Raw genomic sequence first — 25,970 nt, 5'->3', positions numbered from 1 at the left:
GTTCGTAGAGGAGGACCTCCCATGCTTCGCCCTATCTTCGCTGCGCTGGGAATACTGGTTCTGACCGCCGCGTGTCTGGTTCCCGATGACGCCTATGCCCGTCGTGGAGGAGGCGGCGGCTTCCGCGGCGGAGGCGGTGGATTTCATGGCGGCGGGATGCGTGGCGGAGGCATGCATGTCGGCGGCGCAAGATACCATGGCGGCGGGTATCGGGTCGCAGGCCGCCCGCGGCCTTCACACCCGATCGCGGGGCGTCCGGGCTATCCGGGCCGGCCGGTCGCAGGTCGCCCCGGCCGTCCGGTCGCCGGCTACCCCGGATACGGCCGCGGCTACTATCGCCCCGGATACGGCGCCGCAGCCGTCGGCGCCGCGGCTGCCGCCGGCGCGTATTATGGCGGCTATGGCTATTCCGGAAACCAAGGCTGCTATTACGATCAATACGGCCAAATGATCTGCCCGCAGTACCCGTACCAGTAGCGATCCGGCCGAGCGGTGAGGGATGGTCGGCCGCCGCACCGCAAGGTCTCGTTAACCAGAATCGGTCACGCTTCAGCACGACCGGATTGGATGGGTTCGCGCGCGAAGGTCGCTACGATCGTCATCGTGGCGGCCTTTCGTGTTTGCGGCTCCGGGAGACGATCGATGGAGTATGGCGCTTTCACCGACGCGAGCCTGAAGATGATGTACGAGGCCGTTCGCGGCGCGCTCGAAGCCGACGATGCGTTCGAGGCCAATGGTGAGGAGCCGAAATTCCGGGTCCGCTCGACGGCCGAGTGGAAACGGCATGCCGGCAATCTCGAGACCGAGATGCTGAGGCGAGGGCTCCAGATCGACATCATCGACTGGACCGGCGGGCAGGGCGAGCTGCCGCTTTAGCCGGCGCCTGCAATTGGCTTGTTCCACCGCTCACCCGCTGCAGGCGGTCTCCGCCGACAAGTCGTCGGCATTCGGATCGGCGGCGGCGGTGGCCCAGGCCAGTTCGACCAGCGTCACGATGCGCCGGCCGGCACCGTCGAGCTGGCAGACGATCAGGCCTTGCTCCTCGATATAGGTCAGAAGGTGCCGCGCGCGGCGCAACGAGTGCGTGCCATAGGCGCGCGCGATCGCCGCGTCGCTCGGGCAGGGCCAGCCGTCCTTGGCGGCGCGGGCGATCATCATGAAGACGCCCTGCATGTCATCGGGCAGGATCGCGGCCCGCAGCAGCACGTCCTGCCACGCATCATCCTCCGCCATGTCGGTGCCGAGCCCGGCGCGGGCCCGCGTCAGCATGCGGCGGAAATCGGCGAGCTCCGGCACCACGGCGCCTAAGCCCTCGATCCGGCAGCGGACCACGAATTCCTGGTAGAGCACGCCGATGGCGCGGAAGCCGGCGTCGGGCTCCGCCAGAATGGCGCGCAGGATGCGATCCAGCCGCTCGCGCCGCTCCGCCAGTTGCTCGGCGCTGAGCGGCGGCTCCGCGGCGTCGGGCTCGATCTCCGGCGCCGCCTGTTTGGCCGCCATCAGCTGGTTGAGCAGATCCGGCGCCGGCCGGCGCTGCGGCCGGGCCGTCTCGGGCGGTGGGGCGGCGAGGATGATGGCGCGGGCGTCCTCCAGCGCGGCCTCGGGCAGCGGCAGCAGCCGCGGCGCGGCGTTGCGCGGCTGGGTGTCGGTCGGGCCGATGCGCAAGCCCAGCGGGCGGCGCGACAGCGCAGGTCCCAGCGCCATGAATTGTCCGCGCTCGAGGTCGCGGAAGGCTTCCGCCTGACGCCGCTCCATGCCGAGAAGGTCGGCGGCGCGCGCCATGTCGATGTCGAGGAAGGTGCGGCCCATCAGGAAATTGGACGCTTCGGCCGCAACGTTTTTCGCAAGTTTGGCCAGCCGCTGGGTCGCGATGATCCCGGCCAGCCCGCGCTTGCGGCCGCGGCACATCAGGTTGGTCATGGCGCCGAGCGAGAGCTTGCGGGCCTCGTCGGACACTTCGCCCGCGATCGCCGGCGCGAACAATTGCGCCTCGTCCACCACCACCAGCATCGGATACCAGTGGTCGCGGGCGACCTCGAACATGCCGCCGAGGAACGCCGCGGCGCGGCGCATCTGGTTCTCGGCGTCGAGCCCCTCGAGATTGAGCACCGTGGAGACGCGATGGATGCGCACGCGCTCGCCCGCGGCCTGCAGGCTGCGCTCGGTATGGTCCTCGGCATCGATCACGAGGTGGCCGAATCGCTCGGCCAGCGTCACGAAGTCGCCTTCGGGATCGATGATGGTCTGCTGCACCCAGCGGGCACTCTGTTCCAGCAGGCGGCGCAGCAGATGGGATTTTCCGGAACCTGAATTGCCCTGCACCAGCAGGCGGGTGGCGAGCAGTTCCTCGAGGTCGATGGCCGCTGGGGCGCCGGCCGTCGTCTGCCCCATCTCGATCGCGACCGTCATGTCCCCGACTCAAACGCTGCTTGCGGAGAGGCGGCTTAACAAGCCGATCGCGCGCCGTCGAGCGACCCGCCGCATCATCCCCAGGCACGACCGAACGCGATCACCCCCGCAAGCCGCGCCGCAGCAGGGCGGCGAAGTCCTGCGCCACCTGGGAGAGCGCTTCGTGCGTGGGGGAGAGGATGGCGATCTGGTATTGGATCCTCGGTTTGAACGCGCGGATGGTGAGGCCTTCGGTGAACGGCTTGCTCACCACGGGATCGACGATGCCGACGCCGCGGCCCTGCGCGACCAGCTGGCAGGCGGTCGAGAAGAATTCGGTCTCCGCCACCACGTTCCAGCGTGCGCCGGCTTCCGAGAAGGCGGAGGCGAGCTGCTGGTAGATCGGGTCGCCGCGGAACAGCGTGACAAACGCGACGCCATCGAGGTCCTTCGGCGTGATCTGCTTGAGTTTCGCGAGCGGATGCGCCGGCGGCAGCATGCACAGGCACTCATACGAGAACACCTCCATGTGCGAGGTCGGATAATCGAGCGGCAGCTCGGCGACCGCGAGGTCGAATTGCTGGGTCGACATCAGCTCGCGAACGGTCGCGGAATTGCGCGTGATGATCTTGATCTGCAGCTCGGGCCGGTTGCGGGCAAACTGCGACAGCAGGCGCGGCAACAGGTTGATCGAAATGCTCGGATAGGCCGCGACCGCGAGGTGACCGCGCCGGCCGGACCGGATCTCGGCGGCGACCCGGGAGGCATTTTCCGCGGCTTCCAGCGCCCGCGCAGCCTCGACATAGAACAGCTTGGCTTCCGGCGTCGGTTGCAGGCGTCCGCCGCGGCGCAGGAACAGCGTCAGCCCCGTCTCATGCTCGAGACCTGCGATCATCGTGCTGATCCCGGGCTGCGACATGCCGAGCAGTTCGGCGGCCCTGGTCATGGTGCCGTGAAGCATCAGGGCGCGAAAGCATTCGAGCTGTCGGAGGCGCATGCGCGACTATACGATTAAGCTATAATGGGCACAATTAATATTATTGGAATTGCATGAGCGGCGATGCTCCGATGGCGCGACGAAGCCTAGAGGAGACACCACGTGACCGCAGCCGCCGCCGATCTCGCCCGCGCCCGCCTGATTCCTGCCCGCCACGGGATCGCCGCCCGCCTCAAGGCGGGAGAGACAGTCACCGTCGTCAACACGCACGGCAAGCAGGTCGTCGACACCTGGGCCTTCAATGCGCGCGATGTGAGCGAATTCATGTCGATGGAGCACAGCCGCGCATCGATGTTGCGGCTCATCCCCCGGGTCGGCGACACGCTGACGACCAACCGGCGCCGCGCGATCCTCACCTTGGTCGCCGACACCACGCCCGGCATTCATGACACGCTGATCGCGGCCTGCGACATCCACCGCTATCGCCAGCTCGGCGCCGTCGGCCATCACGACAATTGCACGCAGAACCTGGCAAGCGCGCTCGAGGCCGTCGGCCTGCCGGCGAGTGTGACGCCGGCGCCGCTGAACCTGTTCATGAACGTGCCGGTGACCGGCAACGGCGAGTTGGACTTTCGGTCACCGGTCAGCGAGGCCGGGCAGTACGTCGCGCTGCGCGCCGAGATGGACCTCGTCATCGTGTTCTCCGCCTGTCCGCAGGACATGGTGCCGGTGAACGACATGCACCCGACCGACGCCCATTTCCTGATCGCCTGACCTCGCGGAGAACCGACCATGCGCAAGCTGCCGCCCCTCAATGCGATCCGCGCCTTCGAAGCCGCCGCGCGCCACGAGAGCTTTACCGCCGCCGCGAGCGAACTCTGCGTCACGGTGACCGCGATCAGCCACCAGGTCCGGCAGCTCGAAGCGATCCTCGGGCGGAAACTGTTCGAGCGGTCGGGGCGCGCCGTGGTGCTGACCGCGGAGGGGCATGCGGTGTTTCCCTTGCTGCGCGACGGTTTTGACCGCATGGCCAGCGCCTTTGCCGCGATCAGGCCGCCGGCCGGCGGCGATGCGATCACGGTTTCCACCACGCGCGCCTTCGCCGAGCGTTGGCTGATGCCGCGGCTCGCGCATTTCAATGCGGCGTTTCCGTCCGTCGTGGTCCACATCGATGCGACCGAGGACGCGCGGACGCCGGGCACCGAGGGCATCGACCTTGCCGTGCGCTATGGCCGCATCGACCGCGCCGGCGAAGCCGCCGTGCTGTTCAACGATCGCTACATCGCGGTCGCAGCGAGCACGATCTGTCCGCCGGGCAGTCGTCTTGCGATCGATGAGTTCCGCTCCCGGTCATTGCTGGCGTTTCGCTGGAAGAACGCGGCGCTGGATTCTCCTGCGTGGTCGGCCTGGCTTGCCGGAGTCGACCACGATCTCGGGCGGGATTTTCGTATCTCCTGGTACAGCGAGGAGCCCCTGGCGCTGCACGCCGCCGAACGCGGCCTGGGGCCGCTGTTGTGCAGCGATGCGCTGGTGGACGAGCAATTGCGCCAGGGCACGCTGCGCCGGCTCGACGGACCCGCGCTGCCGGGCTTTGCCTATCGCCTGGTGGAAGCGCCGGACGGCGTCAGGCGCAAGTCGGTGATCGCCTTCGTCGACTGGATGCGCGCGGAGGCTGCCGCATTTCGCAGCGGCCCGGAGCCGGTCATGACACAGGCTGCGTGAAATAGGGTAGCGTCTCGGTCCGGACCTGATAGGTGCCGGCCTTGACCAGGCCGTCGATATGGGCGGCGATGTCTTCGAGCGGGGCGAACCACACCTTGTCATCCGCGACGATCCGCTCGAGCCAGCGCTCCACCACGCGCCAGCGGGCCAGCCGGCCGGTCAGGAACGGGTGCCATATCCCCATCCAGAGCCCGCCGGCCTCATAGGCGGCCTCGAATTCCTCGAAGGAGGCGGCGAGACCCTCGCTCGGCGCTTTGACCGGCATCATGTAGCCGATCTCCGCGTAATGGGCGAACGGCGGCCAGTCATCCGATCCCCAGTGCGGCGGCATTTCGTAGAGCAAACCGCGCGCGGTACGCATCAGATAGGGGATGTCGTCCGCCATCAGCGAGGAATCGTAGACGAAGCCGTGCTCGATCAGGAGATCGATGGTGGTCTGATTGGCATTGTAGACCGGCGCGCGGTAGCCGCGCGGCTTGCGCCCGGTCATCGCGACGTGAACGCCGAGGGCGCGTTCGAATGCCTCACGCTGCTCGGCGGAGGAAATCTCCGTTGGATCTTCGTGGATGTAGCCGTGATGACCGATCTCGTGGCCATCGCCGAGGATCGCCTCCACCGCGTCCGGGTAGCGCTGCATGGTCCAGGCCGGCATGAAAAACGATTGTTTGAGGCCGAGGCGGCGATAGGTCTCCAGGATGCGCGGCACGCCGACGGTCGGTCCGTATCGTCCCATCGTGATCGGATAGAGCCGGTCGAACGAATCCTTCGGCCGCGCGATGTGGATCAGGCTGTCGGCGTCGACGTCGAAGGTGATCGCACAGGCGCAGCGCGCGCCGTTCGGCCAGGGGATGGGATTGCGTATCATCGGATCATCCTCGCAGTGGTGGCCAGAGGCGGCGCATCATTCCGCGGCCACCCTAGAGCCTTTTCCGTTCCGATTTAAATCGGAACGGGGCTCTAGGTTCTTGTTTGACGCGTTTTCTTCACGCGAACCGGTATCCACTTCGCTCGAAAACGCTCTAACAGGCCCGTCGATCCCAAGACACTGCCGGACCAGGACGGGAATGGCGGCGAAGGCATCGGCGAGCGACTGCCGGTGGCGTTCATCGCCGAACTCCTGGTAGTCGACCGCGATCAGATGGCTTTCCTGCACGCCGAGATAGTGCGCGCAGGTGAAGATGTGGGTTTCCAGATGGTTCATGCTTTCCCGCACCCCGCTGGGACCGAAGCCGAATTCGCCGCGCGAGCTCAGCACCACCAGCGTCTTGCCGCGCATGATCGGTTCGAGCGGAAAGTCGCCGCGCTTAAGATCGAAGCTGAACGTCTTGTCGATGCGGATGACCTTGTCGAACCACGATTTCAGCGATGCCGGCATGCCGTAATTGTGCATCGGTGCGCCGATCACGATCACGCCGGCGCGCGCGAGCTCGTCGATCAGCACGTCGGAGAGGCGAAGCTCGTCCTGCTGTTCCGCGGTGCGGTTCGCGGGCGCGGTGAAGGCCGCGGCGATCCACGCCTCGGTGACGAGCGGCGGCGGATCGCGGCCGACGTCGCGGGCGATGACGGTGGCGCCGGCCTCGTGCGCCAGCCAATGATCGACAAAGGCTTTTGAGAGTTTGCGGCTGACCGAACGGTCGCCGCGCGGGCTGGCATCGATGTGCAGAAGGGTGGTCATCCTTTTGGGTCCTTTGGGCCTCGGCTGGTTGTGCGCAATGCGTTGGCCGCACCATGACCGAGCGCCGCCTTCGGCGTGAGTGACGAATCCAGAAGGTGGGTTGAGAAAATCTCAACAGTGAAGCGGTGTACCATCGTGAGGCGATGGTCGCGCTTGATTTGGCTGCGCTCGGTCGCGATCCCTCTGCGCCAGCTTCACTCTCGATGTCGCCTCAACCCGGCTTGAGCAATTCTCACTCACGTATCAGGGCTGTCGCTGCTCAGATGCCGATCCCGGCCGAACCCAATGCGCCGGACAAAACGGGGGAAACATGGTGGACAGGCGAACACAGCTATCAGTGCAGGATGAGGCCGGCTTCGATGCGCACGGAATCGAGCCGGTGCCGGCGGCGCACCGGACGTCATCGCCGTTCGATCAGTTCTGGATCTGGACCGGCGCGAACATCGCGCCGATCAACTGGGTCCTCGGCGCGCTCGGGATCCAGCTTGGCCTCAGCCTGCTGCAGACGCTCGCCATCGTCGCGGTCGGCAATCTGCTCGGGGCGGCGCTGTTTGCCGCGTTCTGCCTGATGGGCCATCGCACCGGCGTGCCGCAGATGGTGCTGGGCCGCTTGGCGTTCGGTCGGCGCGGCGCCTATCTGCCGGCGCTGGCGCAGGTGCTGATGCCGATGGGGTGGGTCGCGGTCAACACCTGGATCGTGCTCGACCTCTGCATGGCCGCGCTCGACCGGATGGGAATTGCCGGCGGCGTCGAGCTCAAATACGCGATCGCCGCATCCGTCATGCTGCTGCAAGTCGCCATCGCCGCCTGGGGTTTCAACGCCATCAAGGTGTTCGAGCGCTACACCATGCCGTTCATCCTGCTGATCATGGCTGTGATGACCGCGCTCGCATTCCTGCGCGTCGACATCAAGTGGAGCGCCGCAACTGTGACCGGCATGCCGGCATTCGCCGCGGCGACGCAACTGATGACCGCGATCGGCATCGGCTGGGGCATTTCCTGGCTGACCTACGCGTCGGACTACACCCGCTTCACCCGGCCTTCGCTCAGCGTCGCCAAGGTGTTCCGCGCGACGTTCCTCGGCATGTTCCTCCCGACGGTCTGGCTCGCCTTCCTCGGTGCTGCGATCGCGTCCGCCGGCGCCGGGTCCGATCCGTCAAAACTGATCATCGCCGCCTTCGGCGCGATGGCGCTGCCGGTGCTTCTGGTGCTGATCCATGGCCCGATCGCGACCAACATCGTGGTGATCTATTCGGCGGCGTTGTCGTTTCTCGCGCTCGATCTGCGCCGCCCACGCTGGATGATCTCGGTGGCATCCGGCCTCGTCGCCTCCGTGATCCTCTATGCGTTCCTGCAGTCGGGTGATTTCGCCCACGCCTTCGACAACTTCATGGTTGCCCTGATCGTCTGGATCAGCCCGTGGGCGGGCGTCACGCTCGCGGATTTCTATCTGGTGCGGCGCGGCCGGATCGATGTCGCCTCGCTCTATCGTCCGTCGGACCGCCGCCGTGATTTCAATTGGGCCGGGCTCGTAGCGTTTGCCGCCGGCCTGTTGGCGGCCTGGGTGTTCCAGATGGGCACCATCCCGGCCATGCAGGGCCCGCTCGCGCTGGCAACCGGCGGCGTCGATCTGTCCTGGCTCACCGGCATCACCGTATCAGCGTCGAGCTATCTCGTGCTGCATCGCCTGCTTGGCCACAAGCGAGCGCCGGACGGACATGCGCCGGTCGCCGATCAGGTGCCGGTTGAGGCCGCGCCGACATCGAGCTGACGAGGCAGGCTTCACGATACTGTGCCCGAGCGGCTGAGTGCGGCGTCGCTATTGCTTGGTCCGCTTGGTGTTTCGCGGCACGGGCGCGGGCTGCGGTGCGGCAGGGCTTTCGGCCCTGGCCGATTCCAGCGAGTTGACCCGCGCGCTGAGCGAACCCAATTGATCGGAGAACAACTTCTGATCGCCCTGTTGCGTCGACAGCCTTTGTTGGACGTCGCTGACTTGCGTTGCCAGCTTCTGCTGATCGGTCTGCACGCCTTGCACCGCCTGCTGCAGCGACGCCAAAGTCTGCTTGATTTGCTCGATCGCCGGATCCGGAGCAGGCGCGGCCGCGGCCTGTTGTTGTGAGCCGGCAGACCTGGTTCCGCCAGCGAAGCTCATCCATAGCGCACCGCCGGCGACGATGAGGGCGAGCAGCGCCACGAGCAATGGCAGCGCCGATCGCGGCCGTGCGTCGGCGGGCATCGAAGGGTCGGTCATGAGAATTTCCCCCGTTGGCGGATGACGGGATCAACGATCATGGCGCAGGCTGGTTCCGCGTTCCACGTCGACCAAGCCGCTGCCATGAGGCGGCATGCAGCGCAGCCGGTCCGCGCTCACCACACCACGCGGAAGCCCGCAGTGCCCCGGTAGCCGTGGCTCTGGTTCGGCTCCTGCAGGCTGGCGCGATAGGTGGCTTCGCCGAACAATGTGTAGCGGCCGTTGGCCCAGCTATAGCTGCCGCCGCCGCCGACGCTGCCCCAGAGCCGGTCGTTGGCGCTCGCAAAGCTGATGCTGGCGACGTCGACCCTGGTGCCGTCGAGGAACTCGTAGTGCAGATTGCCGATCGCGTAGAGGTCGGAGCGGACGATGCCGGCGCCATTGTCCCAGCTCTTCTGATGGTTGAGCATCAGGCCGACGCGGCCGAGCAGGCTGTCGGCATTGCCGAGCGAGACCAGCGCGCCAAAGCGGTCCTTGAACGGATCGAACTCGACCCTGGAATAGGCGAGCTGCGCCTGCGGCGTCAGCCAGACCCCGTTGCCGACGGCAAACCGCTTGCCGCCTTCGACGCTGAAGGCGTAGCCGAGGCCTTCATTGCCGTGCGTCATGCTGCCGACGAGGTCGGAGGTGAGATCGCCATGATAGAACATGGTCTGCGCCTGGCCATCGACATAGACGCCGTCATGGCCGTACCAGGTCGCGGTGGCGCCGACGCCGGAACCCTCGGCGCGGATCCGGCCGTTGCCGAACACCGAATTCACATAGGCCGTGGTCAGCCCGTATTGCGCGGTGAGGCCGACGATCAGCCGGCCGCGATCATTGTCGAGCGCGACGCCGTCGAGGCCGGCCTGCGCCTTGAACTGGTCGGCATTGTAGGTGGAACCCGTGATGTTCGAGGGCCGCATGTTGGCCTGGCCGCCTTCGACGCGGCCCCAGAACGCCGACTGCGTCCACGAAATGTCGCTCTGCGCTGCCGACGCCGCCGGCACGCCGCCCATCCGCGCCATCGCCGCGCTGGGATCGCCGCCCCAGTAACGGTTGCCGACGCGCTCCTGCAGCGACGGTAGCGCGTTCATGCCGAGCAGCACCTGGCCGTAGTTTTCGTACAGCGGCACGCCGGGCTGATAGAGCGGGCCGGGCGGGGTTGCGGGAGGCGGCGGCGGCGTCGGATCGCCGGGCGTCGACGGCGGATTGATCAGACTGGAGCGCAGGTACCAGTCGCCGTCATTCGGTGTCGAGGCGCCGCCCTTCTGCAGCGTGTAGGCATAGGCGCCGGCGACCATCGCCTGCTGGCCCTGCAGCACGTAGTCGCCGATCAGCGCGAACGTGCCGTTCGAGGCGCCGGCGACGTCGATCAGCTTGATGCCCTCGATTGTCTGCGCACCGCCGCCGCCGGCATTGCTGACGCGAACATTCGATGTGCCCGAGGTGCCGCCTTGCACGACGAGGCGGTCGGTCGGCGAGGCGTCGCCGCCGAGCACGGTGTTGAACAGCAGCGTGCCGCCATTGCCGACGTAATTGCCGCTCACCGTCAGCGTGGTACCGGGCGCGGCGCCGAACCGCAGCGTGCCGGCATTGTCGAACGACGCCATGGTCTGGTTGAAGCCGTCGAGATCGAACGTGCCGCCGCCCTGCGCGACATAGGCCGACGCCGCGCTGAACGCACCGGCCGCGCCCGCGCGCAGCACGCCGCCGGAGACCGTGGTGGTGCCGCTGTAGCTGTTCGTGCCGGTCAGCGTTTCGGTGCCGCCGTTGATCCGCAGCCCGCCGGTGCCTCCGATGACGCCCGCAAAGGTGTCGTTCGCCGCCGTGAGCCCCAGCGTGTTGGCGCCGAGATCGACCGTGCCGTTGCCGGACAGCGTGCGGATGTTGGTTCCCGTGATCGTGAGGTCGGCGATGCTGAAGGTACCGTTGGCGATCACCGCGCTCGAAAAGCCGAGCGCGCCGTTGCCCGTCAGCGCCAGCGTGCTGCCGCCCGCGATCGTGGTCGCGCCGGTATAGCCCTGGGTGCCGGACAGCGCCTGCGTGCCGCCGGTCACCGTCAGTCCGCCGCTGCCGCTGATCGAGCCGGCGAAGCTGTCGTGCGCGTTGCTGATGACGAGGTCCTTGGTGCCGAGCGTGACGAAGTTGTTGCCGGCAAGGCTCTGGATGCTGGTGCTTGCTCCGGCGATCCCGGAAATGTCGAAGGTCGCGTTCGCCACTACGCTGCTGGAATTGGCGATCGAGCCCGCGCCTGTCAGCGCCAGCGTGCCGCCGGAGATGGTGGTGAGGCCGCTATAGGTGTTGACGCCGGACAGCGCCTGCGTGCCGCCAGTCAGCGTCAGTCCGCCGCTGCCGCCGATGACGCCGCCAAAACTGTCGTTCGCGGACAGGATCGTCAGCGTCTTGCCGCCGAGATTGACCGCGCCGCTGCCCGACAGCCGCTGCACGCTGGTGGCGGCGGCCGCGATGTTGGAAATGTCGAGCGTGCCGTTCACGATCGCCTGGCTCGAGTTGAACAGCGAGCTGGTGCCGGCCAGCGCCAGCCTACCCGCGTTGACGAGGGTTGTGCCGGTGTAGGTGTTGAGGCCCGTCAGCGTCTGTGTGCCGCCGTTGATCGTCAGTCCGCCGCTGCCGGAGATCGTGCCGGAGAACGTATCGGCCGTATTGATGAGCGTCAGCGTCTTGGCGCCTAGCGCGACGCTGCCGTTGCCGGCCAAGCCCAGGATCTGCGAACCGGGGCCGTTGACGCCTGAAATGTCGAACGTTCCGTTCGCGACCAGCCGGCTCGACGCGATCGAACCACTGCCGGTCAGCGCCAGCGTGCCGGCGGCGATGGTGGTGACGCCGCTATAGCTGTTGACACCGGACAGCGTCTGCGTGCCGCCGATCGTCAGCCCTCCGCTGCCGCCGATGGTGCCGGCAAAGCTGTCGTTTGCTGCCGTGATCGTCAGCGTCTTGCTGCCGAGATTGACCGCGCCAGTGCCCGCCAACCGCTGGATGCTGGTGCCCGCGGTCGCGACGTTGGAAATGTTGAATGTGCCGTCCGCGATCACCTGGCTCGAGGTTGCGAGCGAGCCGGTGCCGGTCAGCGCCAGCGTGCCGCCGAAGATCGTCGTCGCGCCGGTGTAGGTGGTGGGGCCGGACAAGGTCTGCGTGCCGCTGGTCAGCGTCAGGCCGCCGCTGCCGCTGACGCCGCCGGCGAAGGTGCCGTTCGCGGCGGTGATCGTCAGCGTCTTGGCGCCGAGATCGACGCTGCCCGTTCCCGACAGGCTCCGGATGCTGGTGCCCGTGCCGGCCACGCCGGAAATGTCGAAGGTCGCGTTCGCCACCACGCCGGAATTGGCGATCGAGCCTGCGCCTGACAGCGCCAGCGTGCCGCCCTGGATCAGCGTCTGACCCGAATAGGTGTTGACGCCGGTCAGCGTCTGCGTGCCGGCGGCGATTGCGAGCCCGCCGCCGTTGCCGCCGATGGCCCCGGAGAACGTATCGTTGGCGTTCTGGATCGTCAGCATGTTGGCGCCGAGATTGACCGCGCCACTGCCCGACAGCCGCTGGATGCCGACGCCGGCCGCGAGGCTGGCGATGCTGAACGTGCCGTCCGCGACGACCTGGCTGGAGGCGGAAATGTCGCCGGCGCCGGTCAGCCCCAGCGTTGCGCCTGATGCGATCGTGGTCGCGCCGCTATAGGCCTGCGAGGTGGACAGCGTCTGCGTGCCGCCGGTGACCTGAAGCCCGCCGGTGCCGCCGATCGCGCCGCCGAACGTGTCGTGCCCGTTGGTGACAATCAGGTCCTTGGTGCCGAGCGTGACGGTGCCGTTGCCCGACAGACTCTGGATGTGAGCGGCGGCGTTGGTGATGGCGGAAACATCGAAGGTCGCATTGGCGACCACCCGGCTCGAACTGGCCAGCGCATCGCCGGCCGAGGCCGCCGGGCCGCCGAGTGCCAGCGTGCCCTGCTGGATCACGGTCTCGCCGGCAAAGGTGCTGCCGGCGTTGAGCCTGAGCGTGCCCGCGCCGGTCTTAGTCAGGCCGCCGACGCCGCTCAATCCGAGCGTGCTGACGGTGTGGCCGTTGGTATCGAAGGTCAGCCCACCCGCGGCGATGTTGTTCTGGGCGATCGTTCCGCCGAAGAAGGCGGCATTGTCGGCGACCGCGCGGACAACGGCGTTGTCGAAATTTACCCGTCCGCCGGCGTTGCCGACGCTGATGTTGGTCGTCTCCAGCGTGCCGTTGCTGATGTTGATGGTGGCCGTGCCGCTGCCGGCAGGCGAGACGGCGATCCTCGACGTCATGACGACGGTTGCGCCGTTCTCGATGTTAAGGGTGCTTGTGCCGGTGGGGCTGACACTGAGTACGCCGTTGATGTTCCACTGCGACCCGGCCCCGGTCACGGTCACGGTGGATGTCGTGCCACTGGTGTTGCCGATCGTAAGGGAGCCGCCGGTGGTCGTCAGCACGGCGCCGTTTTGAATGGTGAGGCCGGCCGTTATCCCGGCCGTGGTTCCGCCGAGCCTGAAATTGCCTGTCGTGCCCGTCGCTCCGGGGGCGACGCCGAGAACGACGCTGGAATTCGAACCAATGACGACGGCACCGCCGGCGACGGGCGCCGCTCCACCGGACCAGTTCCCGCCGGTCGTCCAGTCGTTGCTGACGGCGCCGGTCCAGGTCTGCGCCGCGGCTGAGCGCGGCGACAGCGCCGCGAGTGCGGCTGCCGAGACGCTGATCAACAGCAGGTGGTGAAATTGAGCGTGTGTGCGTGAGGGAGACGAAGAAGTCCGGCGTGGTCCCAAACGCTGCTTGTCATCCGCTTGTCGCGAATCTCTTGCAGCCCCGATGCATTCGCGCATGGCGCTTTCAGTCCCGTGTTCTTGCCGCGGCCACGAATGGCTGGTGTGCGAGCATTCGCCCGGCTGCGGAGAACTGTTACGCTATGTGACTCATTGTGATCTGGCAAAACAAAGGTTGCTGTTCCCGGCGCGAAACAAGGCGCAGTGTGCTCAACATGCAACGTGGACGCGACGCCGTTAAGCGATGGGTAACCAGTCGATCCCGGACGCGATACCGTGCGGCGCGCACGGAGTTTGGTGGATGAGTTACGCGGCTACCAGCGGTCGCGTCATCTCCTCGATCGTCGGCACCAGCTGCGGCGCTTCACAATCGAGCTCGGCCAGCCGGCGCATCAGCTCGCGCAGCCTTGGCGGCAGATCGGCGTAATCGTCGCGCAGCGCGTAGCGCAGCCGCTCGCCGATTTCCTCGCAGATGGCGCGCGCGTGCTCGGAGCTGATCGGGTGAAGCTCAATCATTGGTGTGGACCGCTGTTGCAGACGGCGGACCGGCAAACTGCATGTCCGCAACGGCCGATCCGGCATAGGCGCAGGCGACCAGGATGAGGATACGAACAACGCTGAACATGGGACGCTCTCCCGTTTTTCTTCAGCATTGAATAGCAGGCGCTCGTTGCCGCCCGCTTAGGGAACCTGGTTCTCACCGCCTTTAGAGGCGTGGTAAACACGAGGTGCAGGGCCCGTTCAGAAACCGGTAACGCTATTGGCCGCAGCCGTAGCCCGGATGATCGCAGCGATATCCGGGCCCGCTCCAGCGCCTGAGCAGACCGTACCCGCATCTCGCCTTCGCCGTCGCCCTTCGAGCTATGGCGGACAAGTCGCTCATGCGGGCTACGCGCCGGCAACCCGCTCAGTGCCGCGCTTGTGATCGCAGCCGCCGGGGCGTGTGGCCCACTTCATAAGCGCGCCGTGCAGCTTCGCCTAGCTTCGCACCATGCGGAGCCTCATCATGCGTGGCATCATCGTATTTGTGGTTTTGCTCGTGGCGGTGGCCGCGATCCATGGCGGTTCTTTCAAACCGCTTCCCACCGCGGCGATGCCGCAGGTCAACGTGCCCTGACGCGCGCCGCGGCTCAACTGCGGCGCCGCAGCTTGCGCGGAAACAGCCGATCGCGGATGTAGCGCGAGGTCGGCGTCAGGCGGATGCCGCGCGGCTTCTGCCAGGCGGCGCGGTCGATCTCCTTCTTGTCGCCGATCGCAAGGCGGCCCTTGGCATTCTTGGCGATGAAGATCGCGTCGCTCATCTTGCGGCCGGAGCGCTTATTGCGCGCCGTCACTTCCTTCCAGAGGCTGAGCCGGCCGAGCTTGAGCTTCGGCAGCTCTTCCTTGATCTCGCGCTTGAGACAATTTTTGCCGGACTCGCGCGCACGCCGGCGGCCGCCCGGGAACATCCATAGGCCGTCGGATCGGCGTCGAACCAGAAGAACCTTGCCGCGCTTGGCGGCAACCAATTTGGAGGATTTCGTCACTGCTGCAGCAAAACCTAAATAGAATCGCGGCTCATTCTAACTTGTCTGTTTTGATAGACAAGTTCAATTGCGGATCGCTCCACCGCAGGTGGTTGTCGCGTGCTGCCGTCCGCGCCGGCAGGTTCCCACGCATGCTGTCACCCCGTTGTTGCACGTCGCGTGTCGGCGAGGTGATGACTGTCGTCCTGCAATCGCGCGTGTCTGCGGATCACCGACGCGATCAGTTTGGATATCGGTCACGCCCGCGAATTTGTCGGATGTCGGACGATTGCGCCGCCGCTCATCGTCAACGTTGCGCGGGTTCGAACTGCGCTGTGCCCGATGGCGCAGCCCGCCGAGCCTCACAACCAATTGGCGCTGCGAAGCGCCGCAACCTGTCGCTGCTGCCGCACCATGAATCTTCCCGATTGATCTTCCCGATTGACAGTATGTTCTCGTTTTGTTCTAATCGACCTCCACCGCGAGGGAGAACACGCCATGGACAACCGTATCAGCGAAATCCGCAGGCAGATCAGGGCGCTGCGGGTCAGCATGCTCGAAGCTGAAGCGATCATGCGCCAGCAGGTCAACCGCGATGAAGACTGCGCCTTCGTGGCCGGCGACCTCTTGAAGATGCGGGGCGTGATGAGCCGTCTGGTCGCGGAGCGCCGTGCGCTCGGCGATTCCGAGCCGATCCTGGTGAATGGCAGCGCCGTGCCGCGTCGGCTCGCGAAGTCGGTGTTCGTTCGCCCGACACGGCGTCACCTCGTCGAACTCCGGGTATGACGACGCCGCTTGCGAAGATGCGGCTCGCGCCTGATGGTGCGAGCCGTCCGTGCTGGTGAGCTGTCGCGCACGGCCGGGATGATTCCCCGATCTTGCGTGTTGCGCGTATAATGGATGTCGCGAAACTGCGGGCGCGCGTCCGGATCCTCTGGAACCGATTGCGGCCAGCCGTCTTGGTTCGTCGTCGACGTCCTCGGGGAGGAAAGCGCAGATGGCCGAAGAGAGCAAAGCGCCCGCTGGTCCCGATCTCGCGCAAGGTGTCGCCCTCAGCGCCTTCGAGAATGACATGCTGCTCGGCCATGTCGGCGACGACGACGTGCTGCTGGTGCGGCGCGACGGGCAGATTTTTGCGATCGACGCCTATTGCAGCCACTATCACGGGCCGCTGGCCGAGGGGCTGGTGGTCGGTGACAGCATTCGCTGCCCCTGGCATCACGCCTGCTTCGACCTGCGCAGCGGCGCGGCGAGCCGGCCGCCCGCGCTGTCGCCGCTGTCGGTGTGGCAGGTGGAGCAGGACGGCGGCCGTGTCGTGGTCCGCACCCGGCAGCAGCCTCAGCCCGCAACATCGTCACCAGCGGATGCGCCGCAGCGGATCGTCATCGTCGGCGGTGGTGCCGCCGGCTTTGCCGCCGCCGAGATGCTAAGGCGCGAAGGTTTTGCCGGCGAGGTCACGATGCTGAGCAGCGATGCGGCGCCGCCGGTCGACCGGCCGAACCTGTCGAAGGACTATCTCGCCGGCAGCGCGCCGGAAGAGTGGGTGCCGCTGCGGCCGGATGATTTCTATCCCGAGGCGAAGATCGATCTGCGCCTTGGCACCGAGGTGACCGCGATCGACGGCACAGCGCGCCACGTCGTGCTCGCCGACGGCAAGGCCGTCGGCTATGACCGCCTGCTGCTCGCGACCGGCGCCGAGCCGGTGCGGCTGCCGATCCCCGGCGCCGATCAGGTGCATGTCCACACCTTGCGCACGCTGGCCGACAGCCGCGCGATCATCGCGGCGGCCGCGACCGCGCGGCGCGCCATCGTGATCGGGGCCAGCTTCATTGGGCTCGAGACCGCCGCGTCGCTGCGGGCGCGCAACCTCGAGGTTCACGTCGTGGCGCCCGAAGCGCGCCCGATGGAGCGCATCCTCGGCCCCGACATGGGTGATTTCGTGCGCGCGCTGCACGAGGAGCACGGCGTGATCTTCCATCTCGGCGACACCGTCACCGCGATCGAGGGCCATCGCGCCAGCCTGAAAGGCGGCGGCACGCTGGACGCCGACCTGATCGTGCTCGGCGTCGGCGTGCGGCCGCGGCTCAAGCTCGCCGAGCAGGCCGGGCTCGCGATCGACCGCGGTGTGACCGTCAACGCGGAGCTCGAGACCAGCGTACCCGGCATCTACGCCGCGGGCGACATCGCGCGCTGGCCCGACAGCCATTCCGGCGAAAGCATCCGGGTCGAGCATTGGGTGGTGGCGCAGCGTCAGGGCCAGACCGCCGCGCGCAACATGCTCGGCCGGCACGAGGCGTACGATGCCGTGCCGTTCTTCTGGAGCCAGCATTACGACGTGCCGATCAACTATGTCGGGCACGCCGAAAGCTGGGACGAGATCGCCGTCGACGGCGACATCAAGGCGAGGGACTGCCTGCTGCGCTACAAGCGCAAAGGCCGCGTGCTAGCCGTCGCCTCAATCTACCGCGACCTCGACAATCTGCGGGCCGAGCTCGCGATGGAGCGGGGCGAGACGGTCTGACGGCCGCAATTCTGACGGTCATATGGCATGCCCCGCGGCGTTCTGCCCCGGACGCCGCGCATCCTCACTGACAAACCGGGCCTGACAGCGTAGCTTCGCGGGCGGTGAACGCGGGGACTCCCGCCGCCCGGCCGCGCTAGATTGGCGCGGCCGATTCCGGTTCGGACGCGCGATGCAAAGGAGTTTTGAATGACCAGGGGCAGGGATGTTGCAGTCGCCGTTGCCGCGTTGGCGATGCTGGCATCGCTTGGCGGGCAGGCTGGCGCCGCGTCGTGCGGCAACGGTCCGGGCGGCTTCGAGAGTTGGAAGCGGGAGTTTTCCGCGGAGGCGCAGGGCAAGGGCATCGGCGCTGCCGGCATCGGCGCGCTGATGCAGACCAACTACGCCAGCGCCACGATCGCCGCCGACCGCGGCCAGCACAGCTTTCGCCTGTCGCTCGAGGCGTTCATGGCCAAGCGCGGCGCCGCCACCATCGTGTCGCGCGGCCGTTCGCTGAAACAGTCGCAGGCGGCGCTGTTCGCCTCGATCCAGCAGCGCTACGGCGTGCCGCCGGGGCCGCTGCTCGCGATCTGGGGCATGGAGACCGGCTTCGGCAGCCAGCGCGGCAATCAGAACATGCTGTCGTCGATCGCAACGCTGGCCTATGACTGCCGCCGTCCGGAATTCTTCACCGACCAGCTCTATGCCGCGCTGAAGCTGATCGACCGCGGCGCGATCTCGCCGAGCCAGCGCGGCTCGATGCATGGCGAAGTCGGCCAGACCCAGTTCATGCCGAAGAACATCCTCGCCTACGGCACCGGCAATCTCGACGTCGCCGCCAATGCGCTGAGTTCGACCGCGAACTTCCTGCGCGCGCATGGCTGGCGCGCCGGCGCCGGCTATCAGCCGGGGGAACCGAACTTCGCGGCGATCGAGGCGTGGAACGCGGCGCAGGTCTATCAGAAGGCGATCGCGATCATGGGACGGCAGATCGACGGCGGCGGGTAGGCGTGCCGGGTTCCTTCACCCGTTTTTAACGCAACGGTGCCCAGATCGATCGCTCCGCAACGGGGCGGATGGAGACGGGCTCCATGCTCGAGAACGGCACCTACGCGGCGTGGTTTCGCACGTCGCTCGCGCACGGCACGGGCATCGTGCATGTTGCCGACGGCAGGCTGTGGGGCAGCGACAGCATCATGCTCTACGACGGCACCGTCGCGCACGACGGCGATCGCTTTTCCGCCGTGCTCGTCGCCACGCGGCACACCGAGGGGCACGCCACCGTGTTCGGCACCGATGACCTCGTGGTGCGGCTCGAGGGCACCGCGACCGGCGCGATTGCGACTTGCAAGGGGAGAGCCGACTCGGTGCCCGATCTGGCCTTCGACGTCACGCTGATTCGCAGCCACGATGTGCCGGCCGAGCCGCCGGCCGACTTGCCCATGCCGAAGTTCGATCCGAGCAAGCTTCCGAAGCCGCCCAAAGCGCGATGAGAATCGCCATCGCGCTTTGGCTCTTTCTTGAGCATGATCTCCGCGCAAACGCGTTCCGCGTTGGTCGCGAGGGAAAACCGCTAACGCGCCTTGGTCAGAGATCGTCGGCGCCGGTCATCTCGGCAAACGGCGCGCCCGGGATGTAGCGCCTGATGGCGCGGATCTCGTACACTGCCGACGGGTTGACGCTGCGCAGGTCGCGCGCGGCCGCAATCGCCTCGTCCGCGTCGGCGCAATCGATCATGTAGAGCCCGAGCAGCTGTTCCTTGGTCTCGGCAAACGGGCCGTCCAGCACCATGCCGTGGCCGGGCCCGCGCAGCGTGCGTGCATTGCGGGTGTCGCCGAGCCGTGCGGTCGGGCCGAGCCGGCCCTTCAGCTTCTCGTGAACCCCGAGCAGGCCGGCCATCACGGTGGCGTCTTCCTCGGCGGTCCAGGACTTGACGTCGGCTTCGACATGGTAGGCCAGGATGGCATAAAGCATCGCGTGTGCTCCTCGTTTTGATGCGACAGGCCCAAGGACGTCTTGCGGCGGCCCGGGCCGACATTTGGTTGTTAGCGGATCGGGCAGGTTTTTGTGTTGCGGCGGGTGCGCGCGGAATGGTCCGGATGACGGCAGTTGGCAGCAGGCCCGCGAATCGCACGCGGCCCGCCAAGCAAAAGGCGCGGCGGAATTGCTCCCGCCGCGCCCCGCACTCTTGTTGTCTCGCTGGTCCAGGGCTGAGAGCGCCCCGTTGCCAGGCTGATCACTCAGCGCCTAGCGGGCGATCCCAGCGAGGTGACAGCGCTTGAGACAAGACACTGGATCACCTCCTTTCTTTGTTGATGGGATCCCCAATATAGGCGGCGAATCCGCCGCTGTTAAGGCCGCCCGCGACCGGACCGGGCGGGGCGCCGGCGCCGATTGTGCACAAATCGGGGCCGTTTGCCGCGAATGAACCACGCCGGCCGGCAGCAGTTGAGGCCGCCGCCGGGCCGTGTTAGGTGATCGGCCGACGCGGGTGTAGCTCAATGGTAGAGCAGCAGCCTTCCAAGCTGAATACGAGGGTTCGATTCCCTTCACCCGCTCCAATCTTTTCAATGGCTTAGAGCGTCAAGACCTTTTCATTCTGACAAGTCGCGCGTTTTCATTCTGACAAACGTTCACTTTCCCTTCGCTTGTTTTGCACGGCGCTTGATGCGTTTCATTTGCGCATCCTGCTTGGCCTCATCATCATCGTGCAGGTAGTGCGCCATAGCCGCGGTCGAAGACCACTGACCCTTCTGCATCAACTGGCTCTCCGTTAGCCCAGACGCACTCGCTTCCGTGGTGCCGCCATGCCGGCCGAACGATGTAAACGTCAGCTCGGGCCGCAAACCGGCAGCCAAGATAATCTTCTTCGTGATGCGCTGGACCTGCGTGAGTAGTTCCCCCTTGCCAAACCAGGGCAGGCTGCTGCCGTCACGCCGCAACATCAGTCCACCCGTCGGACGCAGCTGCTTGATGGCATCGAGCTCAGCCATCAACACCGGATAGAGAGGGGCTCCTTTTTTGTTCAGTAGCGGCTCCCAGGAGCCGGTGCTCGTCTTGTAGTTGATGACGTATATGTGGTCGGGGCGGCTTGGGGGACGATAATGTTCGACCATGAAGCGGATGAAGATATGCGCTTCGCGTTGAAGCAATTCCCAACCGATCAACGCACCCGTGGCCAGCGATGAATAGCCCATCTCGATCGCTTGGGCGCGGAACGCTATGAGCTCGGCGAAGGTGGCATGTGGGGTTTCGCGCGACGTCGATTGCAGGCCCATTTTTTCGAAAGGATTGCGGGGCGGAAAGATACCTGGATGTGCTCGAGAAATTGTATTCCAGGCACCGCGTGCGGTCTTCATCGCATGATTGGCTGTCGTACGTCGCTCCACCTTCTTGCCGTTCACTTCCTTAAAGAGAAGTTTTGCAAAGAGGTCATCGACGAACGCGGTGTCGATACTTGATACGCGGCGTGTCCCCAATCGCCGGCTATCTTGCAAGATGTACTCGCAGATCATCTTGATCCCGGTCTCATGAACACGGCACTGACCTGGGCTCAAGGGCTGGAGCCGCTTTGCCGTCTTCTGAGACCATGTTTGACGATAAAGGTGAAACATCCAATCCAGCGTGCCGACGACCACGCCAATGCCGATCGGATTTGCGTCCTCACCACCGGTGCGCCAACTATCAAAGGCAGGAAGAAGAATCTGCTCTGCGCGCGCAACCGCGCGCTTGTAGTCGGTACCAAGGGCTTCGTTTGCGACGGAGCATCCCCGCTTGCGCGCCCACATCGGGATATTGAAGAAGTAGCCGAAGCTGCCGTCTCCGAGACGCTTGCGGAGGGTGTAACGAGGTAGCGGTAGCGCAGATCGTCCAAGTGAATTCACAGCAGTCTCCTGGACACCTCCGGGTCGTCCTCAGGATCAATTGGAATCGATCTTTCTTCTCTTATCAACACAGAAATGCGGCCGTCGGGCCAAATCTCGACGCGCGCGACTTTGCCACCACTGTCGAGGACGCCTCGAATAGCGCGCTTGATATCTGCTTCAGTAAATCGGGCTCTCGACATCCAGGCGGGTCGGTGCGGAAGCGAAGGAGCAGTTGGTAGTCAATTCAATCATGATCCTCCCTGATCGCTCCACTGAACGTAGAAGAAGTTTGATGCACCGTCGGGCACCTGAAAGGCACTAGATTCGGAGTGAGGCAGAGAAGACATAAAAGAGGCTAGCGATCATTTTGTTTTGAGATCGCATCAGCCGGGTTGGGATCGGACCTTGTCGCCGTCGTTTGGCTGGAGCCAGCCCAAACTTCCCAATGATGGATTGGAGCGAGAGTTCAAGTTTTTCAAATAGTTAGAATGCGGCGTGTGCACGACGTGTGCACCGAGAGATCAAGTAAAATCCCGCAACGTCCAACGTGGTGCGCAAAACCAACGGCACTTCTGATCGTGGTGTTGCTTGACGTGGCGCCCCGTCCGTAGCCGGTCGACGGCAGAATGCTGTCGATCGCAGTTGATACCAGCGCGCCTTTACGTTCAGATATGAATCGCATGTCCCAGCGATTTCAGCGCCGCCTCGTGAAAGCCCTCGCTTTGGGTCGGGTGTGCGTGGATCGTCATCGCGACGTCGTCGAGCCGCGCGCCCATCTCCAGCGCAAGACTGAAGGCTGCAGATAGCTCGGCAATGCCGGCTCCGACACCTTGGATACCAAGCAGGAGATGGTTGTCCGCCCGTGCCACGGTTCGGATGAAGCCGTCCTCGTGCTCCAGCGTCAGTGCGCGGCCGTTGGCCCTGAACGGAAAATGATCCGTCTTGATTTCGAAGCCCCTGCCGCTTGCTTCGCTTGGTGCCAGCCCGACCGTGACGATCTCCGGATCGGTGAAGCAGATCGCAGGAATCGAAACCCGGTCCCAGGCACGGCGACGGCCGGCGACAATCTCTGCGACCATCTCGCCTTGTGCCATGGCGCGATGCGCGAGCATCGGTTCTCCTGTGACGTCGCCGATCGCGAAGACGCCGCGCATCGAGGTGCGGCATCGATCGTCGATCCTGAGGAAGGGGCCTATCGTGTCGAGATCGAGCGTCTCTAGACCAAAGCCGGACGTTGCTGGCCTTCGACCGACCGTAACGAGGATCTTGTCGGCTTCGAGTGATGTCTGCTCGCCGCTGGCGGTTTCGACTGCGAGTGCCTTGCCGTCCGCGGCGAGCGCCTTCGCCTTCGCGCCTGTCAACACCGTGACGCCGAGTGCGCTCAGGCTCCGTCCGACCGGCGCGCTCAGCTCGCCGTCATATTGCGGCAGAATACGTGGCGCGGCCTCGACGACCGTAACGGCCGCGCCCAATTTCTTGAAGGCCGTGCCTAGCTCGAGCCCGATGTAGCCGCCGCCAACCACCACAAGCCTGTTCGGGATCTCGGTGAGCGCCAATGCCTCGGTTGACGAGATCACCCGGTCCCCGAATGGCAAGGACGGGATTGGGATCGGCTCAGAGCCTGTCGCGATGACCACCGTTTCGGCACGGATCATCTGTGGGCCGGATCGTGTTTCGACTTCGATGGACTTGCCATCTACAAAGCGAGCGTGCCCGGCGATGAGCCTGACGCCCGCTTTCTTCAGAAGGCCGGCCACGCCCCCGTTCAGGCGCCGAACGATGCCGTCTTTCCAGGCTATGGTCCTAGCGAAATCGAGCGATGGCTTCGCACAGGAAATTCCGAGTGCGCTCTTGCCCTCCGTGGCACCTGTAATGGTTTCATACTCGCCGGCCGCGTGGATCAAGGCCTTCGAAGGAATGCAGCCGACATTGAGACAGGTGCCGCCCGGTTTTTCCGCTTCAACAATGATCGTATTGATGCCGAGCTGCCCGGCACGAATTGCGCAAGTGTAGCCGCCGGGGCCGGCGCCGATGACGAGGAGCTTGCAGGTGATTTCGGTCATCGTTCTACAAATTGATGAAGATCATGGCCGGCGTTTCCAGCAGCAGCTTGATACGTTGGACGAATTGCGCGGCATCAAAGCCGTCGATCACGCGATGATCGAAGCTAGAGGACAGATTCATCATCTGGCGCGGCACGAAGGCGGTGCCGTCCCAGTGCGGGCGGATGGCGATCCGGTTGACGCCGACGATCGCGACCTCCGGGTGATTGATGATGGGCGTAGTGGCTAGCCCGCCCAAGGCGCCGAGCGATGTGATGGTGATGGTCGAGCCGGTGAGCTCGTCGCGGGTGGCATTGCCGTTGCGAGCCGCTTCGGCGAGCCGGGCGACCTCGCTGGCGCAATCCCAGATATCGCGCGCTTCCGTGTGCCGCACGACGGGGACCACCAGCCCCGTCGGCGTCTGCGTGGCGATGCCGACATGAACGCCGGCGTGCCAGCGCACAATACCAGCCTCGTCGTCGAAATGGGCATTGAGATGCGGCTGTTCGGCGATCGCCCGCACCATGGCGCGCATCAAGAACGGCAGCAGTGTGAGCTTGGGCTTGTCCGGCCGCTTCTGGCCGTTGACCTTGGCGCGCAAATCCTCGAGCGAGGTGACGTCGACCTCTTCGACATAAGTGATGTGCGGAATGCGCGAGCTCGCAATTGACATCTTCTCGGCGATCTTGCGGCGCAGACCGACGACCTTGATGTCGGTCACGGCAGTTTGCGCCGGATTCGGCGTTGCCGTGGTTCCGGTGCGGCCACGCGTCAAGTGGGCGTCAAGATCGTCGTGGGTGATCCGCCCAGCGGGGCCCGTACCGCGGATCAGATGCAAGTCGATGCCTGCTTCGCGCGCACGAAGACGAACCGCAGGAGCGGCTAGGGGCCGGTTGGCCGCATGGTGGAGCGGCGCCGCGCCGGGCTGCGATTTCACCCCATTGGGTGGCACGTTCGCCGGCGCGCGCGGGGCGCTTGCGGCGTGACGGGGCGATTGGGCCCCCACGCTTGATGCAGGCGATGCGAGCTCGGCCGTCTTCGGCGCCTGCTGGCTCTTGCCATCTACCTCCAGCCGAACGAAATCCGAGCCGATGGCGAGCAGGTCGCCCACGTTGCCGGCGAGCCAGATGACGCGTCCGTCTGCCGGCGAGGGGATTTCGACCGTCGCCTTGTCGGTCATGACGGCGCCGAGCACGGCGTCCTCACGTACGATATCGCCGACCTTCACATGCCATTCCACAAGCTCGGCTTCGGCGATGCCTTCGCCGACGTCGGGCAACCTGACGACGCGCTCGGCCATCTCAGGCCTCCAGCGTTTCGATCAGTGCGCGACCAACTCGCGCGGGGCCTGGAAAGTAGTCCCATTCCTGCGCGTGCGGGTAGGGCGTGTCCCAGCCGGCGACGCGAACGATTGGTGCCTCCAGATGGTAGAAGCATCGTGTCTGGACCAGCGCGCAGAGTTCGGCGCCGAATCCAGAAGTCAAAGTCGCCTCATGCACGATAACGCAGCGTCCTGTCTTCTTGACCGACGTTTCGATGGTGTCGAGATCGAGCGGCAACAGCGAGCGGAGATCGATGATCTCCGCATCGATGCCGGTCTCGGCTGCGGCGGTCTCGGCGACGTGAACCATCGTGCCGTAGGCGAGGATGGTGACGGCATTACCTTGCCTGCGGATCGCGGCGCTGCCGAGGGGCACTGCAAAATGTCCGTCGTCGACCTCGCCGAGATCATGCTTCGACCAGGGCCTCACCGGCCGGTCATGATGACCATCGAACGGGCCGTTATAGAGTCGCTTCGGCTCGAGAAAGATCACGGGATCGGGATCCTCGATCGCTGAAATCAAGAGGCCCTTGGCGTCGCGCGGGTTCGACGGCACGACCGTTTTGATACCGCAGACATGGGTGAACAATGCCTCCGGGCTCTGGCTGTGAGTCTGGCCGCCAAAAATGCCGCCACCCGTCGGCATGCGCACCACGAGCGGACAGGTGAACTGGCTATTGGAGCGGTAGCGAAGCCGCGCTGCCTCGGAGACGATCTGATCGTAGGCCGGATACATGTAATCGGCGAATTGGATCTCGACACAGGGTTTTAGGCCATAGGCTGCCATGCCGACGGCAATGCCGACGATGCCGAGCTCGCTGATGGGAGTATCAAAGCAGCGGCTCGTTCCATATTTCGTTTGCAGGCCTTGGCTCGCGCGAAACACGCCGCCGAAATAGCCGACGTCCTCGCCGAACACGACGACGTCCTCGTCGCGCGACATCATCACATCCATCGCGTCGCGAATCGCTTCGATCATGGTTTTGCGCGGCAT

The 25,970-nt window shown here is 65.6% G+C and carries 22 protein-coding genes and 1 tRNA gene; 10 read left to right on the top strand and 13 right to left on the bottom strand.

Features of this window, described 5'->3' with window-relative positions:
- The first annotated feature begins 21 nt into the window (after positions 1 to 21).
- Together XH93_RS26405 and XH93_RS26400 are read left to right on the top strand one after the other, a co-directional pair.
- On the top strand, positions 22 to 477 hold the full coding sequence (locus XH93_RS26405; protein WP_194469739.1) for a hypothetical protein: 456 nt from the start codon (positions 22 to 24) through the stop codon (positions 475 to 477).
- Positions 478 to 642: 165 nt separating this feature from the next.
- Positions 643 to 876: a hypothetical protein gene (locus XH93_RS26400; RefSeq protein ID WP_139484285.1), complete on the top strand. Its 234-nt coding sequence runs from the start codon at positions 643 to 645 to the stop codon at positions 874 to 876.
- A gap of 30 nt (positions 877 to 906) precedes the next feature.
- Here the strand turns inward: XH93_RS26400 and XH93_RS26395 are convergent, their stop codons facing one another.
- Entirely contained in the window at positions 907 to 2,409 is a 1,503-nt protein-coding gene (locus XH93_RS26395) for an ATP-binding protein (RefSeq protein ID WP_194469738.1), read from the bottom strand.
- Between the two features lie 100 nt (positions 2,410 to 2,509).
- Complete coding sequence (locus tag XH93_RS26390) at positions 2,510 to 3,385, bottom strand: LysR family transcriptional regulator (protein WP_194469737.1); 876 nt, start codon at positions 3,383 to 3,385, stop codon at positions 2,510 to 2,512.
- 102 nt (positions 3,386 to 3,487) lie between these two features.
- Here XH93_RS26390 and XH93_RS26385 point away from each other — a divergent pair, with 102 nt between their 5' ends.
- Both XH93_RS26385 and XH93_RS26380 read left to right on the top strand, forming a co-directional pair.
- Positions 3,488 to 4,099, top strand: a complete 612-nt coding sequence (locus tag XH93_RS26385; RefSeq protein WP_194469736.1) for a DUF1989 domain-containing protein — start codon at positions 3,488 to 3,490, stop codon at positions 4,097 to 4,099.
- A gap of 18 nt (positions 4,100 to 4,117) precedes the next feature.
- Positions 4,118 to 5,047: a LysR family transcriptional regulator gene (locus tag XH93_RS26380; RefSeq protein ID WP_194469735.1), complete on the top strand. Its 930-nt coding sequence runs from the start codon at positions 4,118 to 4,120 to the stop codon at positions 5,045 to 5,047.
- On the opposite strand, the gene XH93_RS26375 is transcribed toward XH93_RS26380, so the two are convergent.
- Together XH93_RS26375 and XH93_RS26370 are read right to left on the bottom strand one after the other, a co-directional pair.
- A complete protein-coding gene (locus tag XH93_RS26375; protein ID WP_194469734.1) occupies positions 5,028 to 5,912 on the bottom strand; it encodes a polysaccharide deacetylase in 885 nt (294 codons plus the stop codon). The two genes, XH93_RS26380 and XH93_RS26375, sit on opposite strands and share 20 nt — an antisense overlap.
- Positions 5,913 to 5,948: 36 nt before the next feature.
- Positions 5,949 to 6,722 (bottom strand): FMN-dependent NADH-azoreductase, encoded by a 774-nt coding sequence (locus tag XH93_RS26370; protein ID WP_194469733.1) that lies wholly within the window; start codon positions 6,720 to 6,722, stop codon positions 5,949 to 5,951.
- A gap of 310 nt (positions 6,723 to 7,032) precedes the next feature.
- Between XH93_RS26370 and XH93_RS26365 the strand changes: the two genes are divergently transcribed.
- The gene (locus XH93_RS26365; RefSeq protein WP_246799303.1) at positions 7,033 to 8,493 is read left to right on the top strand and encodes a cytosine permease; all 1,461 of its coding nucleotides are present in this window, start codon (positions 7,033 to 7,035) and stop codon (positions 8,491 to 8,493) included.
- A 48-nt stretch (positions 8,494 to 8,541) separates the two neighbouring features.
- Here the strand turns inward: XH93_RS26365 and XH93_RS26360 are convergent, their stop codons facing one another.
- From XH93_RS26360 to XH93_RS26345, 4 genes are all read right to left on the bottom strand, one after another.
- Positions 8,542 to 8,973, bottom strand: coding sequence for a hypothetical protein (locus XH93_RS26360; RefSeq protein ID WP_194469732.1), 432 nt, complete (start codon positions 8,971 to 8,973; stop codon positions 8,542 to 8,544).
- 116 nt (positions 8,974 to 9,089) lie between these two features.
- On the bottom strand, positions 9,090 to 13,682 hold the full coding sequence (locus XH93_RS26355; RefSeq protein ID WP_194469731.1) for an autotransporter outer membrane beta-barrel domain-containing protein: 4,593 nt from the start codon (positions 13,680 to 13,682) through the stop codon (positions 9,090 to 9,092).
- A gap of 366 nt (positions 13,683 to 14,048) precedes the next feature.
- On the bottom strand, positions 14,049 to 14,258 hold the full coding sequence (locus tag XH93_RS26350; protein WP_194469730.1) for a hypothetical protein: 210 nt from the start codon (positions 14,256 to 14,258) through the stop codon (positions 14,049 to 14,051).
- A gap of 614 nt (positions 14,259 to 14,872) precedes the next feature.
- On the bottom strand, positions 14,873 to 15,268 hold the full coding sequence (locus XH93_RS26345; protein ID WP_194469729.1) for an NUDIX hydrolase: 396 nt from the start codon (positions 15,266 to 15,268) through the stop codon (positions 14,873 to 14,875).
- Between the two features lie 477 nt (positions 15,269 to 15,745).
- Between XH93_RS26345 and XH93_RS26340 the strand changes: the two genes are divergently transcribed.
- The 4 genes from XH93_RS26340 (at position 15,746) to XH93_RS26325 (ending at position 19,240) form a co-directional block, all read left to right on the top strand.
- On the top strand, positions 15,746 to 16,033 hold the full coding sequence (locus XH93_RS26340; RefSeq protein ID WP_139484296.1) for a hypothetical protein: 288 nt from the start codon (positions 15,746 to 15,748) through the stop codon (positions 16,031 to 16,033).
- Positions 16,034 to 16,244: 211 nt separating this feature from the next.
- Positions 16,245 to 17,768, top strand: coding sequence for an FAD-dependent oxidoreductase (locus XH93_RS26335; protein ID WP_194469728.1), 1,524 nt, complete (start codon positions 16,245 to 16,247; stop codon positions 17,766 to 17,768).
- A gap of 189 nt (positions 17,769 to 17,957) precedes the next feature.
- The gene (locus XH93_RS26330) at positions 17,958 to 18,755 is read left to right on the top strand and encodes a lytic transglycosylase domain-containing protein (protein ID WP_194469727.1); all 798 of its coding nucleotides are present in this window, start codon (positions 17,958 to 17,960) and stop codon (positions 18,753 to 18,755) included.
- Between the two features lie 83 nt (positions 18,756 to 18,838).
- Positions 18,839 to 19,240, top strand: a complete 402-nt coding sequence (locus XH93_RS26325; protein WP_172626976.1) for a hypothetical protein — start codon at positions 18,839 to 18,841, stop codon at positions 19,238 to 19,240.
- Between the two features lie 94 nt (positions 19,241 to 19,334).
- On the opposite strand, the gene XH93_RS26320 is transcribed toward XH93_RS26325, so the two are convergent.
- Complete coding sequence (locus XH93_RS26320) at positions 19,335 to 19,721, bottom strand: YciI family protein (protein ID WP_139484300.1); 387 nt, start codon at positions 19,719 to 19,721, stop codon at positions 19,335 to 19,337.
- 513 nt (positions 19,722 to 20,234) lie between these two features.
- Between XH93_RS26320 and XH93_RS26315 the strand changes: the two genes are divergently transcribed.
- Positions 20,235 to 20,308 (top strand) — tRNA-Gly (locus tag XH93_RS26315).
- 72 nt (positions 20,309 to 20,380) lie between these two features.
- Here the strand turns inward: XH93_RS26315 and XH93_RS26310 are convergent.
- The 4 genes from XH93_RS26310 to XH93_RS26295 form a co-directional block, all read right to left on the bottom strand.
- The gene (locus XH93_RS26310) at positions 20,381 to 21,631 is read right to left on the bottom strand and encodes a hypothetical protein (protein ID WP_194469726.1); all 1,251 of its coding nucleotides are present in this window, start codon (positions 21,629 to 21,631) and stop codon (positions 20,381 to 20,383) included.
- Positions 21,632 to 22,278: 647 nt separating this feature from the next.
- The gene (gene lpdA, locus XH93_RS26305) at positions 22,279 to 23,676 is read right to left on the bottom strand and encodes a dihydrolipoyl dehydrogenase (RefSeq protein ID WP_194469725.1); all 1,398 of its coding nucleotides are present in this window, start codon (positions 23,674 to 23,676) and stop codon (positions 22,279 to 22,281) included.
- Between the two features lie 4 nt (positions 23,677 to 23,680).
- On the bottom strand, positions 23,681 to 24,955 hold the full coding sequence (locus XH93_RS26300) for a dihydrolipoamide acetyltransferase family protein (protein WP_194469724.1): 1,275 nt from the start codon (positions 24,953 to 24,955) through the stop codon (positions 23,681 to 23,683).
- A 1-nt stretch (position 24,956) separates the two neighbouring features.
- On the bottom strand, positions 24,957 to 25,970 hold the full coding sequence (locus tag XH93_RS26295; protein ID WP_194469723.1) for an alpha-ketoacid dehydrogenase subunit beta: 1,014 nt from the start codon (positions 25,968 to 25,970) through the stop codon (positions 24,957 to 24,959).

The organism is Bradyrhizobium sp. CCBAU 51753 (assembly GCF_015291565.1).
GTDB classification, from domain to species: domain Bacteria; phylum Pseudomonadota; class Alphaproteobacteria; order Rhizobiales; family Xanthobacteraceae; genus Bradyrhizobium; species Bradyrhizobium ivorense.
The sequence above is the reverse complement of the archived record's forward strand: the minus strand, read 5'-3'. Positions and strand labels throughout refer to the sequence as shown.

What these genes read in the sequence shown, in the direction of transcription:
- XH93_RS26405 (WP_194469739.1), top strand. Translation starts at nt 22, where the DNA reads ATGCTTCGCCCTATCTTCGCTGCGCTGGGAATACTGGTTCTGACCGCC.
- XH93_RS26400 (WP_139484285.1), top strand. Translation starts at nt 643, where the DNA reads ATGGAGTATGGCGCTTTCACCGACGCGAGCCTGAAGATGATGTACGAG.
- XH93_RS26395 (WP_194469738.1), bottom strand. Translation starts at nt 2,409, where the DNA reads ATGACGGTCGCGATCGAGATGGGGCAGACGACGGCCGGCGCCCCAGCG.
- XH93_RS26390 (WP_194469737.1), bottom strand. Translation starts at nt 3,385, where the DNA reads ATGCGCCTCCGACAGCTCGAATGCTTTCGCGCCCTGATGCTTCACGGC.
- XH93_RS26380 (WP_194469735.1), top strand. Translation starts at nt 4,118, where the DNA reads ATGCGCAAGCTGCCGCCCCTCAATGCGATCCGCGCCTTCGAAGCCGCC.
- XH93_RS26375 (WP_194469734.1), bottom strand. Translation starts at nt 5,912, where the DNA reads ATGATACGCAATCCCATCCCCTGGCCGAACGGCGCGCGCTGCGCCTGT.
- XH93_RS26370 (WP_194469733.1), bottom strand. Translation starts at nt 6,722, where the DNA reads ATGACCACCCTTCTGCACATCGATGCCAGCCCGCGCGGCGACCGTTCG.
- XH93_RS26365 (WP_246799303.1), top strand. Translation starts at nt 7,033, where the DNA reads ATGGTGGACAGGCGAACACAGCTATCAGTGCAGGATGAGGCCGGCTTC.
- XH93_RS26360 (WP_194469732.1), bottom strand. Translation starts at nt 8,973, where the DNA reads ATGACCGACCCTTCGATGCCCGCCGACGCACGGCCGCGATCGGCGCTG.
- XH93_RS26350 (WP_194469730.1), bottom strand. Translation starts at nt 14,258, where the DNA reads ATGATTGAGCTTCACCCGATCAGCTCCGAGCACGCGCGCGCCATCTGC.
- XH93_RS26340 (WP_139484296.1), top strand. Translation starts at nt 15,746, where the DNA reads ATGGACAACCGTATCAGCGAAATCCGCAGGCAGATCAGGGCGCTGCGG.
- XH93_RS26335 (WP_194469728.1), top strand. Translation starts at nt 16,245, where the DNA reads ATGGCCGAAGAGAGCAAAGCGCCCGCTGGTCCCGATCTCGCGCAAGGT.
- XH93_RS26330 (WP_194469727.1), top strand. Translation starts at nt 17,958, where the DNA reads ATGACCAGGGGCAGGGATGTTGCAGTCGCCGTTGCCGCGTTGGCGATG.
- XH93_RS26325 (WP_172626976.1), top strand. Translation starts at nt 18,839, where the DNA reads ATGCTCGAGAACGGCACCTACGCGGCGTGGTTTCGCACGTCGCTCGCG.
- XH93_RS26320 (WP_139484300.1), bottom strand. Translation starts at nt 19,721, where the DNA reads ATGCTTTATGCCATCCTGGCCTACCATGTCGAAGCCGACGTCAAGTCC.
- lpdA (WP_194469725.1), bottom strand. Translation starts at nt 23,676, where the DNA reads ATGACCGAAATCACCTGCAAGCTCCTCGTCATCGGCGCCGGCCCCGGC.
- XH93_RS26300 (WP_194469724.1), bottom strand. Translation starts at nt 24,955, where the DNA reads ATGGCCGAGCGCGTCGTCAGGTTGCCCGACGTCGGCGAAGGCATCGCC.
- XH93_RS26295 (WP_194469723.1), bottom strand. Translation starts at nt 25,970, where the DNA reads ATGCCGCGCAAAACCATGATCGAAGCGATTCGCGACGCGATGGATGTG.